Origin of the sequence: Halomonas sp. IOP_31 (assembly GCF_021151495.1) — a bacterium.
GTDB lineage: Bacteria > Pseudomonadota > Gammaproteobacteria > Pseudomonadales > Halomonadaceae > Modicisalibacter > Modicisalibacter zincidurans.
Genome location: NZ_JAIRBP010000057.1, coordinates 1 through 11,204, shown reverse-complemented (window position 1 = coordinate 11,204; position 11,204 = coordinate 1). Strand labels below are relative to the sequence as shown.

Below are 11,204 nucleotides of genomic sequence, written 5' to 3'. Positions count from 1 at the left end.
CCACCGCGGTCAAGCAAGGCATGGCGGCGCATACGGCGCTGGAGCAACTGTTTGCCGGCGAGGTGCCCACCTTCATGCGACAGGACGACCAGGATCAGGCGGCATGAGCTGAATAGTTACTTCTCGATAAAGTCGAAGGCGCCGGCCTTGAGCGCTTGCACCGCCATGGGGACGTCACCGTGACCCGTCATGAAGATCACCGGGGCGACATCACCACGCTCTCGTAACTGCTGCTGCACCTGTAGGCCGCTCAAGCCGGGCATACGTACGTCCAGCAGGATCGCCGCGTGATGGACATCATTGGCCTCGAGCAGGGCTTCGCCGGTGGGGTAAGCAGCGGTCTCGAGTCCCACGGATCGGAGTAGCCAGATCAGCGAATCACGTAACGCTTCGTCGTCATCCACTACTGCGACCAACGACCGGTCGGCTGCGTCCGGGGTCAGGTTCGCTTCCACCAACGTTCTCTCCTCGGTCGCTGCCTCAAGATCCCCCAAGTGTACCGTTAATGCCGTCGCGGCAGGAAGTTGAAGCCTTGGGCAGAGCCACAACGAAGCGTGCCCCCGCCTGGTAGCTGTCGTCGATAAACAGCTTGCCCCCCATGGTCTCGATCAGTGAACGGCTGATGGCGAGTCCCATTCCCAGCCCTTCCGGCTTGGTGGAGTAGAAGGTAGTGAAGGCGGCGGCGGCGGCTTCCGGTGTGAGACCGGGCCCCTGATCGGTAACCGAGAAGGCGAGCTCACCTGGCCCCGACTGCCAGCTTTCCAAGCGCACATGGCGCGCATCAGGGGTGTCGCAGCTGGCATCCAGGGCATTGAGCAGTAGGTTGACGACCACCTGTTCGAGTGCCGTCGCATCGGCCATCACGGGGGGGAGCCCAGGAGAGCTCACGATATCGATCTCGATCCGCTTCGCCCTGAACTGCCATTCGCAGAGATGGCAGGCGCTGTCTAGCACCTCTTCGAGCGCAACCGGCCCTGGACGAATTTGTCCTTTGCGCACGAAGTTGCGAATGTGCCGCAGTCGCTCGGCGAGTCGCTGCACCTGATCGTTGAGACGGCTGAGGGGCTCCTCCAGCGCCAAGGCGGGTAAGCCCGGGCGGGCACGAAGCTGCATCAGCACGCCACTCGCATAATTGGCAATGGCGCCCAACGGTTGATTGAGTTCATGTGCGATGTTGGAGGCCAGCTCACCGGTGGCGGCCAGCCGATTGGCATGGGCGATCTGCTGCTGGTGGATGCGAGCCTGGTCTTCCGCCTTCTTGCGTAGGCCGATGTCGCGGTTGAGTAGTGATAGATGGTCCTGCGCTGACCCTGGCCCTGGCCCTCGGTGGGAGATAACCACGGTCAGCACTGGCACCGGCCCTCTGGGAGAGCGCATCTCCAACTCACCACTCCAGGCCCCCTGACGAGAAGCGGCGGTAAACGCTGTCTGGCGCAGCCGTCGTAATGACTCTTCCTGATAAGCCTGGTTGAGCTGAATTTCGCTTTCCTGGCTGGAAAGCTGCAACAGATAGCGTGCCGCCTCATTGGAATAAAACACTTTTTCGCTGTCGTCGACGAACAGCACATAATCGGTCGTGGATTCCACCACGCGTGCCAGGCGCTCACGGGTCGCCTCAGCATGGATGCGCCGACTCACATCCCGCGAGACGCAGAGAATATCGATCAGCTCACCCGTCAGCGGATCGCGGTGGGTGCGGCTGGTGGTCTCAAACCATACATAGTGGCCATCCTTTGCCCGGAATCGGTAGGTCTGCTGATAGAAACCGCTGTCGTGGTAGATGCGTGGCGACTTGTTGAGCATGGCGGTCAAGTCGTCGGGATGGAACATGTCGTAGGCCGAGGCACCGATGAGTTCCTCGGGCTCGTAGCCCAGCAGCGTTTTCGCCGCCCTGGAGGCATACAAGAAGGTCCCGTCCTTGGCATGACGCGAAATCAGGTCGGTCGTACTTTCGGCCAGCTCTCGGTACCGATCCCTGTCTTTGGTCAGACGAACGATGATGGCATGTTCCTCGCTCAGCACTTCAGCGATCCATAGGCAGTGTCGTGGATCGAGTGGCGTCGGTCGCCAGCGGAGAGCGTGCATCCCACGGATCCATTCCAGGCCATGGCTCAGGCGGGCTGTAGAGAGTGGCTTGAAGGCACCGGAGGGGAGCAGATCCTCGGTCGTCAAGCCGAGTTCGGCGGATAGTCGTTCGGCCTGAGGATTAGCAAAGCTTACCTGTCCCTTGTGTTTCCCGGCGATGGCGACCACGACCACGACCACGGGAAGCGGGATGTCGACATAGGGGCGGTAATCCATGGGACTCCTGGCGCGTATTGCAGGGGGAGCCTGCAAGAGCAGGCGCGTTGATTGACGTACCGACCAAGCAGTCGAAGGGCTGCCTCTCATCTGCCCCAGGCCGGGTAAAGGGGATATGACAGCTCATTCTCAGGTCCTCGTGCCGTGGAGCGCAACACCCGCGCCGTCTCCACACCTTCCTGGGCTTTCCCCTTTAGTCTAGCCACGACCTTTGAGGCATTGCCAATAAAAAGTAGTGAAAACACTATAGGTGTTGGTAAATACATATCTCAAGGTAGTGCCATGACGGTTTACAACCCCCCTATCCGAGACACGCGTTTCGTGCTCGAAGAATTGCTGGAAAGCCGGTCTTTGACGTTGCCGGCCTTCACAGAGACCACGCCCGACCTGGTGGAAGCGGTGCTGGAAGAGGCGGGGCGACTGGCCAGCCAGGTCTGGGCGCCGCTCAATCAGATCGGTGATAGGCAAGGTTGCCGGCTCGAGGGCTGTGAGGTGCAAACCCCTCAAGGCTTTGCCGAGGCCTATCAAGCCTTCGTCGCTGGCGGTTGGAATGGCATCGGCTGCAGCGCCGAGCTGGGGGGGCAGGGGTTGCCAGAGGTGGTAGCCAGCGCGGTACAGGAGTATTGGCACGCTGCCAACATGGCCCTCGCCTTGTGCCCCATGCTAACCGCCGGTGCCATCGAAGCTCTCTCCCATCATGGCGACGATGCCCTGCGATCACGCTACCTGGAGAAGCTGGTAGAGGGGGGCTGGACCGGCACCATGAACCTGACCGAGCCACAGGCCGGCTCCGATCTATCGCAGGTCCGTACCAAGGCAGTGGCCGAGGGTGATCATTTCCGGCTCACTGGCCAGAAGATCTTCATCACCTGGGGCGAGCATGACTGCGCCGAGAACATTCTCCACTTGGTGCTGGCTCGCACCCCCGATGCCGCGGAAGGCAACAAGGGGATCTCGTTGTTTCTGGTGCCCAAGTTTCTGGTCGACGAAGACGGCAACCTCGGCGAGCGTAATGACGTGGTGTGTACGTCGTTGGAGCACAAGCTGGGTATCCACGGTTCTCCCACCTGCACGCTGAGCTTCGGTGACCGGGAAGGGGCCATCGGCTATCTGGTCGGCGAGCCAGGGCGCGGGTTGAACCATATGTTCACCATGATGAACGAGGCGCGCCACAAGGTGGGCATTCAAGCCATTGGCGTGGCTGAACGCGCCTATCAACAGGCCGTCGCCTATGCTGCCGAGCGTGTCCAGGGGCGGGTACCTCAAGCCCGGGGGGGAGGTCCGGCAACCCTGGTCCAGCACCTCGAGGTGCGTCGCACCTTGCTGTCGATGCGCTCGCGCATAGAAGCCCTGCGTGCCCTGGCGCTGTTCACGGCGGGCGAAACAGATCGTGCTCGCCAGGCAGAGGATGGTATTGCTCGCGAGCAAGCCGAGATGCGAGTCGATCTGCTGACACCGATTGTCAAGGGCTTCTCGACCGAGCAAGTCGTGGAGATCGCCTCGCTGGGCATTCAGGTGCATGGCGGCATGGGCTATGTGGAGGAGACCGGTGCCGCGCAACTGCTGCGCGATGCCCGGATAACCACGATCTACGAAGGTACGACCGGCATGCAGGCGCTGGATCTGGCCGGGCGAAAACTGTTGCGTGACAGTGGCACTGCTCTAGCGGAGATCATCGATGAGGTCGAGGCGACATCCAGTGAACTGGAGGCTTCTACTACATTGGCGACGCTTGGGCAGGCTCTCCGGGCAGGCGCGGCGGATCTACGCCGAGGCATGGCGCTGGTGCTCGAGCAAGGTAGGCATCCCGACCAAGGGCCGGATGCCATTCAGGCGTTCGCCACCCCCTTTCTGTATCTCACGGGGCACGTGCTGTGTGCGTGGCTGATGGGACGTTCAGCACTCAAGGCGCAGATGGCGCTGCACGATACCCCCCCTGATAGTGCCTTCTATCGCATGAAGCTCTCCAGTGCCGACTTCGCCTTACGCCACTGGCTGCCACTGGGGCGTGCCCAGCTGGCAGTGATCGAGGCGGGGGTATCGACACTCGGTGAGCTGGATAGCGAAGCGCTGTAGTCGAAGTCAGCGTCGATAAGACGTGTCTTCACAATCACAATCACAATCAGCCATCTAGAGATGGATGGCAGGAGACTTCCATGCAACTCAACAAGCGCCGGCATGGTGAAGAGCAGCCTTACTGGCCCGCAGGTCCCTTCAAGATTCGTTTGCCCTTTATCCATTACCGCTGGGAAGCGGCTGAGATGATCCAGGGGCTGATCATGTTTGTGGTCAGCCTGGCAATGATTCCGCTACTCGAGCAGTATTTGGGGCTACCCTATGATGTTGCACTGGGCTTCGTGGTGGTCTGCGGTATCGGTTTCATGCTGCCGGCCCTGATGGGAGTGCCACTGGTGCCAGGCTGGATCACTCCGGCGGTGCCCATCGTGCTGGTGTTTCTCGGCAACTTCGAGCCGGGCCCTGAAGCCATTCGGGCCCTATTCGCGCTGCAGTTCCTGGTGTTTCTGATTTTCTTTCTGCTAGGGGTGACGGGCTTGGGCGCTAAGCTGGTTCATCTGGTGCCAAACTCTCTGCAGGCAGGAATTATCGTGGGAGCCGGTATCGCAGCGATTACCGGCGAGATCCAGGAGGGCGGTAGGCTTTCCAACACTCCGATCTCTCTCACTTTAGGTTCGCTATTGGCTATATTCTTACTATTTTCTCTAGCCTTTAGAGGCTGGGTAGAGCGCCATGCCATCGCTAAAAGAATCGCCAATTATGGCATCGTGCCGGGGATGATAGCTGCTATCGTGATCGCCTGGTCGATCGGCGAATATCCTCTTCCAGCTATCGAATGGGGCATCACTCAGCCGAACTTCGCTGAAATGTGGCACTACCTCCCCTTCGTGGTGGGGTTCCCCAGTCTGGATGTTTTCATGCTGGCCGTGCCCACGGCAGTGATCGCCTACGTCATTGCCTTTGGTGATATCGTCGTCGGCCGCACCTTGATGTCTCGGGTGGACCACCTTCGTCCCGATGAGAAGATCGACTACAGTACCGACCGGGTACACCATGTAACCGCCCTGCGTAACCTGATCCATGCCTTTCTTGCTCCTTATCCGGGTCTGGCCGGACCGATCTGGACGGCAGTCACCGCTACTATGGCCGAGCGCTACAAATATGGACGCACGGCGATGGATTCCATCTTCAGCGGTGGAGGAACTTTCTGGATCACCGGCTTTGTTGCCCTCTTCACCCTGCCCCTGGTCAGCCTGTTCCAGCCGGTACTCCCCATCGCGCTGTCGCTGACCCTGATCCTGACCGGCTATATCTGCCTGATGGTGGGAATGGAGCAGGCCCATAGCACGGCCGAGCGGGGTGTGGCCGGCACCATGGCGGTAGTGCTGGCGGTCTATGGTGCCGGCTGGGGGCTGGCCGCTGGCTGCATCCTCTATTATCTGGTGGAAAAACAGAACCTTTTTGGGTTCGAAGCCAAAGCGCCTCTCCATAATGAGGCTGATGATGAGCCGGTCAAGGCCACGAGTCACCAATAGCCTGCTGGTAACGTAACGAGACCACGCCAGGCCATAATACGCATAACTGACTAATTGCTGCGGACAGCAATGAGTGGAGTCGAGCATGAAAGATCAAGCGGATAATATATTCGAGCAGGGTTTGCCCAGAACCCAGGCCAACCATGTGGCACTATCGCCGTTGACCTTTATCGAGCGAAGTGCCCAGATTTATCCCGATTATCCGGCAGTCGTGTATGGTGAGCTGCGTCGCAACTGGGGAGAGACATGGGAGCGTTGCCGGCGACTGGCCTCGGCACTGGAAGCACGTGGTGTTCGTCACGGCGATACGGTAGCGACAATGTTGCCCAATGTGCCGGCAATGTTCGAGGCCCACTTCGGCGTGCCGCTGGCAGGCTGTGTACTCAACACCTTGAACATCCGTCTCGATGCCGAGGCTATCGCCTTCATGCTCGAGCATGGTGAGGCGAAAGCGATCCTGGTGGATCCAGAATTCGCTTCAGTCATCGAGGAAGCTGTTTCAAGGCTCGATGATAAGCCGCTGGTGATCGATGTGGCCGATGCATCGTTCGAGGGAGAGGCGAGTTCAGTCGGTGTCGTTGAGTATGAAGCACTGCTTGCTGAGGGCGACCCGGACTATGACTATCGTCTTCCCGATGACGAATGGCAGGCGATTTCGCTCAACTACACTTCGGGCACCACAGGCAACCCCAAGGGTGTAGTCTATCACCACCGGGGGGCCTACCTGAATGCGATCAGCAACATCCTCGAATGGCACATGCGGCCGCACCCGGTCTATCTTTGGACCTTGCCGATGTTTCACTGTAATGGCTGGTGCTTCCCGTGGACGATAGCGGCCAACACCGGTGTCAATGTTTGTCTTCGTCGAGTAGAGCCGGCCAAGGTAATGGCCTTGTTGCATGATGAGAAGGTCAGCCACTTCAGCGGCGCTCCCATCGTGTTGAATGGCTTGGTCAACCTACCTGAGTCACAACGTCGTGCCTTGAAACATCCGGTCAAGGCCACCACCGCCGGGGCTGCACCGCCGGCATCCGTTATCGCCGGGGTCGAGGCCCTGGGTATCGAAGTCACGCATGTCTATGGCCTCACGGAGGTGTATGGCCCGGTGACGGTCTGTGCCTGGCGCAAGGCCTGGGACGAGCTTCCTCTGGAGGAGCGGGCCAGACTCAAGTCTCGTCAGGGGGTGCGTGGTCATATGCTTGAGACTTTGTGTGTGGCAGACAGTGAGACACTGGCTCCCGTTCCCAAGGACGGTGAGACCATCGGCGAGATCCTGATGCGTGGCAACAATGTCATGAAAGGATATCTCAAGAATCCCGAGGCCACCCAGGAAGCACTGTCCGGTGGCTGGTACCATACCGGCGACCTCGCGGTATGGCACGCCGATGGCTATATCGAGATCAAGGATCGCCTGAAGGACATCATTATCTCAGGAGGAGAGAACATCTCCACCGTGGAAGTGGAAGATGTTCTTTATGCCCATCCTGCCGTGGAAGAAGCCGCCGTGGTGGCCAGGCCTCACGAGAAATGGGGAGAGACCCCATGCGCCTTCATCAAGCTCAAGGCGGGTCATGACGAGGTAAGCGAACAAGCCATCATCGACCATTGCCGAGCGCGGCTGGCCCATTTCAAGGCTCCCAAGACAGTCATTTTCACTGACTTGCCCAAGACCTCGACCGGTAAGGTTCAGAAGTTCGTATTGCGCGAGCTGGCCCGTCAGGAGTCGGGTTGCTGACGCTGAGATAGCCTTCGTATCCGACATCGCATGCATAGCATCGGCCCATGACTTCACGACAGAGGAGATCCAACACATGAGCAAGCAGGCCATCGGCGTCGTCGGCGCCGGCACCATGGGCCAGGGCATCGCCCAGGTGGCGCTGACCGCCGGTCGCGAGGTGCGCCTCTACGACGTCGCCGAGGCGCCGCTGGCGCGGGCCCAGGCGGAGATAGAGAAGGGCCTGACCAAGCTGGTGGACAAGGGCAAACTGACCGCCGAGGCAGGTGATGCCGCCCTGGCGCGGCTCGCGCCGACCACCTCGCTGGAGGCGCTGGCCGACTGCGAGGTGATCCTCGAGGCGGCGCCCGAGCGGCCCGATCTCAAGGAGTCGCTGTTCCGCGACCTGTCGCGGCTGTCCCCCGAGGCAATCCTCGCCTCCAACACCTCCTCGCTGTCGCTGACCCGGCTGGCCGCGGTCAGCGAACGTCCCGAACGCGTGGTGGGCATGCACTTCTTCAACCCGGTGCCGGTGCTGGGGCTGGTGGAGGTGATCCGCGCCGAGCAGACCGCGGATGCCACCGTGGCCAAGATCGAGGCGCTGGCCGAGGAACTGGGCAAGACGGCGGTGGCGATCGCCGACTCGCCGGGGTTCGCGGTCAATCGCCTGCTGGTGCCGATGATCAACGAGGCGGCCTTCCTGCTGCAGGAGGGGGCGGCTAGCGCCGAGGACATCGACCGCGCCATGCAACTGGGCGCCGCCCATCCCATGGGCCCGCTGGCCCTGGCCGACCTGATTGGCCTGGACGTCTGCCTGGCGATCATGGAGGTGCTGCAGGATGGCTTCGGCGATCCCAAGTACCGGCCTTGCCCGCTGCTCAAGCGGTTGGTGGCGGCCGGTCACCTGGGCCGCAAGAGCGGGCGCGGCTTCCACGTCTATGCCTGAGCGCTACCGTTCGCGACATGAAATCTCGTAACTTGCCTATTCGTTGTTTTTTCTATCAAACGAGTATTAGGGGGAATTTATGAAAATCCTCGTCGCGGTCAAACGCGTCATCGACTACAACGTCAAGATCCGGGTCAAGCCGGATCACTCCGACGTCGATCTCAGCAACGTCAAGATGGCCATGAACCCCTTCTGCGAGATCGCCGTGGAAGAGGCGGTGCGGCTCAAGGAAAAAGGCGTGGCCACCGAGGTGGTCGCGGTCACCGTCGGCCCCAAGGCCGCCCAGGAGCAGCTGCGCACCGCCCTGGCCTTGGGCGCCGACCGTGCCATCCATGTTGATACGTCAGCCGAGACCGACGCGCGCGTCGAGTCGCTGGGCGCGGCCAAGGCGCTGGCCAAGGTGGTCGAGGCCGAGCAGCCGGACCTGGTGATCCTCGGCAAGCAGGCCATCGACAGCGACAACAACCAGACCGGCCAGATGCTCGCCGCCCTGACCGGCCGCCCCCAGGGCACCTTCGCCTCCGACATCAGCGTCGAGGCTGAAGGTGATGAGAAGCGCCTCAAGGTGACCCGCGAGATCGACGGCGGCCTGCAGACCCTGTCGCTCGCGCTGCCGGCCATCGTCACCACCGACCTGCGCCTGAACGAGCCGCGCTACGCCAAGCTGCCCGACATCATGAAGGCCAAGAAGAAGCCGCTGGACGTCAAGACCCCGGAGGAGCTCGGCGTCGAGGTTGCCACGCGCTTCACCCTGGTCAAGATCGAGCCGCCGGCCGAGCGCCAGGGCGGCGTCAAGGTGGGCTCCGTCGATGAGCTGGTGGACAAACTCAAGAACGAAGCCAAAGTGCTTTGAAAGGAGCTGATCGCATGAGCATTCTGGTCCTTGCCGAATATCACGATGGAGAACTGGGCTCGGCCACCGCCCACGTGGTCGCCGCGGCGCAACATATTGTCGAGGAGAGCGGCGGCGATATCGAGGTGCTGGTGGCCGGCGAGAACGTCGGCGCCATCGCCGAGGCGGCCGCCAGGCTCGACGGGGTGAGCAAGGTGCGCGTCGCCGATGCCGCCGTCTATGCCCACCAGCTGGCCGAGCCCCTGGGCGAGCTGCTGGTGGCGCTGGCCGACGACTATTCCCACGTGCTGGCGGTGGCCTCGACCACCGGCAAGAACGTGCTGCCGCGCCTCGCCGCGCTCAAGGACGTGGCGCAGATTTCCGAGATCATCGCGGTGGAGGGCGCCGACACCTTCAAGCGCCCGATCTACGCCGGCAACGCCATCGCCACCGTGCAGAGCGCTGACGCCCTGAAGGTGATCACCGTGCGCGCCACCGCCTTCGATGCGGTCGGCGGCTCTTCACAAGATCAGGGCAGCGCCCCCGTCGAGGCGATCGACACCGTGGTGGACAACGCCCTGTCGTCCTTTGTCGGCGAGCAGCTGGCCGAAAGCGACCGGCCGGAGCTGGGTGCCGCCAAGGTGGTGATCTCCGGCGGGCGCGGCATGGGCAGCGGCGAGAACTTCGCGCTGCTCGACGGCATCGCCGACAAGCTCGGCGCGGCGATCGGCGCCTCGCGGGCGGCGGTGGACGCCGGCTTCGTGCCCAACGACATGCAGGTGGGGCAGACCGGCAAGATCGTGGCGCCTGAGCTGTACATTGCGGTGGGCATCAGCGGGGCCATCCAGCACCTGGCGGGGATGAAAGATTCCAAGGTGATCGTCGCCATCAACAAGGACGAGGAGGCGCCGATCTTCCAGGTCGCGGACTATGGCTTAGTGGGCGACCTGTTCGAGGCCGTGCCCGAGCTCGAGGGCAAGCTGTAAGCGGACGATGATGTTGACCACCGGCGCTTCGAGGACGTTGGCTAAGGGCTCCTTTCGCCAAGTCCCGGCGGTTCAACCGTAGGCCGGGGGCTGCGTACCTTGCCCGCGGGGGCCATCTTGGTCCGGTGGGTTTCGCTTCCCTCAACCCGCCCTACTTGGTTCCTTCCGGTTGTCGATGGACCACGGCGGCGCCGGGCCCTCGGGCCTGGCGGCCGCCTGATGCAGCAGGCGGCCGAGGGCGAGCGGATCGACTACCCCAAGCCCGACCTTCAACAATCCCTCCTCGGTGTTCCTGTCCAACACCAATCACGAGGAAGACCAGCCCTGCCACCTCAGGCTCAGCGATCCCAAGCTGCCGATCCGCGACAACCTGCCCAACTATGACGAACCGGCAAACTCTTGAGTTCCTACTCTTCCCCCTTCTCTTTTGGCATAACTTCGACCAACCCTAATGCCACCGCCATCCTGACCAGTTCGGCAAGGTTTTCGGCACCTAAGGCGCGCATGGTCCGAAGCCGGTAGACCTCCACGGTCTTGGCACTGATGTCCAGGTGCTCTGCAATCTCACGGCTGGTCATGCCCTCGGCAACGTGGCGCAGAATCTGTTGTTCCTTCGGCCGCAGCTCGGCGAAACGGGCGACAAGTTCGTCGTGCCGCCGTTGTGCCAGGCGTTGATGCTGGTTCAAGGCCAAGGCCTGTTGTATGCAGTCGATCAACTGCTGGTGGTTGAAGGGTTTCTCGATGTAACTATTTAGGTGGTTCTGAATTAGGGTCGCCAACCACCTGATTTCTCTGGCATAGTACGCACATCCGCCCACTACGCCATGCGGTGACATGACCATCAGCGACATCAACGTCGACGAGGCCCTGGAAC

General features: G+C 61.5%; 9 protein-coding genes and 1 pseudogene. 7 read left to right on the top strand and 3 right to left on the bottom strand.

Features of this window, described 5'->3' with window-relative positions:
- Positions 1 to 116 precede the first annotated feature (116 nt).
- Together K7I12_RS16845 and K7I12_RS16840 are read right to left on the bottom strand one after the other, a co-directional pair.
- Positions 117 to 455 (bottom strand): response regulator transcription factor, encoded by a 339-nt coding sequence (locus K7I12_RS16845; RefSeq protein ID WP_231664752.1) that lies wholly within the window; start codon positions 453 to 455, stop codon positions 117 to 119.
- Positions 456 to 480: 25 nt separating this feature from the next.
- On the bottom strand, positions 481 to 2,301 hold the full coding sequence (locus K7I12_RS16840) for a PAS domain-containing sensor histidine kinase (protein WP_231664751.1): 1,821 nt from the start codon (positions 2,299 to 2,301) through the stop codon (positions 481 to 483).
- Positions 2,302 to 2,583: 282 nt separating this feature from the next.
- On the opposite strand from K7I12_RS16840, the gene K7I12_RS16835 reads away from it, so the two are divergent.
- The 7 genes and pseudogenes from K7I12_RS16835 to K7I12_RS16805 form a co-directional block, all read left to right on the top strand.
- On the top strand, positions 2,584 to 4,377 hold the full coding sequence (locus K7I12_RS16835) for an acyl-CoA dehydrogenase (protein WP_087720954.1): 1,794 nt from the start codon (positions 2,584 to 2,586) through the stop codon (positions 4,375 to 4,377).
- 80 nt (positions 4,378 to 4,457) lie between these two features.
- Positions 4,458 to 5,852, top strand: a complete 1,395-nt coding sequence (locus K7I12_RS16830) for a solute carrier family 23 protein (protein WP_087720953.1) — start codon at positions 4,458 to 4,460, stop codon at positions 5,850 to 5,852.
- An 85-nt stretch (positions 5,853 to 5,937) separates the two neighbouring features.
- Positions 5,938 to 7,587 carry an acyl-CoA synthetase gene (locus K7I12_RS16825; protein ID WP_231664750.1) on the top strand — a complete coding sequence of 550 codons (1,650 nt, stop codon included), beginning with the start codon at positions 5,938 to 5,940 and terminating at the stop codon, positions 7,585 to 7,587.
- 76 nt (positions 7,588 to 7,663) lie between these two features.
- On the top strand, positions 7,664 to 8,512 hold the full coding sequence (locus K7I12_RS16820; protein WP_087720951.1) for a 3-hydroxybutyryl-CoA dehydrogenase: 849 nt from the start codon (positions 7,664 to 7,666) through the stop codon (positions 8,510 to 8,512).
- Positions 8,513 to 8,591: 79 nt separating this feature from the next.
- The gene (locus K7I12_RS16815) at positions 8,592 to 9,365 is read left to right on the top strand and encodes an electron transfer flavoprotein subunit beta/FixA family protein (RefSeq protein WP_087720950.1); all 774 of its coding nucleotides are present in this window, start codon (positions 8,592 to 8,594) and stop codon (positions 9,363 to 9,365) included.
- A 14-nt stretch (positions 9,366 to 9,379) separates the two neighbouring features.
- Positions 9,380 to 10,330, top strand: a complete 951-nt coding sequence (locus K7I12_RS16810) for an electron transfer flavoprotein subunit alpha/FixB family protein (protein WP_231664749.1) — start codon at positions 9,380 to 9,382, stop codon at positions 10,328 to 10,330.
- A gap of 225 nt (positions 10,331 to 10,555) precedes the next feature.
- A pseudogene (locus K7I12_RS16805) lies at positions 10,556 to 10,724 on the top strand (4Fe-4S dicluster domain-containing protein); the annotation flags it as partial.
- Between the two features lie 13 nt (positions 10,725 to 10,737).
- Here the strand turns inward: K7I12_RS16805 and K7I12_RS16800 are convergent.
- The coding region (locus tag K7I12_RS16800) for a response regulator transcription factor (RefSeq protein WP_231664748.1) at positions 10,738 to 11,204 on the bottom strand (467 nt) is incomplete at its 5' end.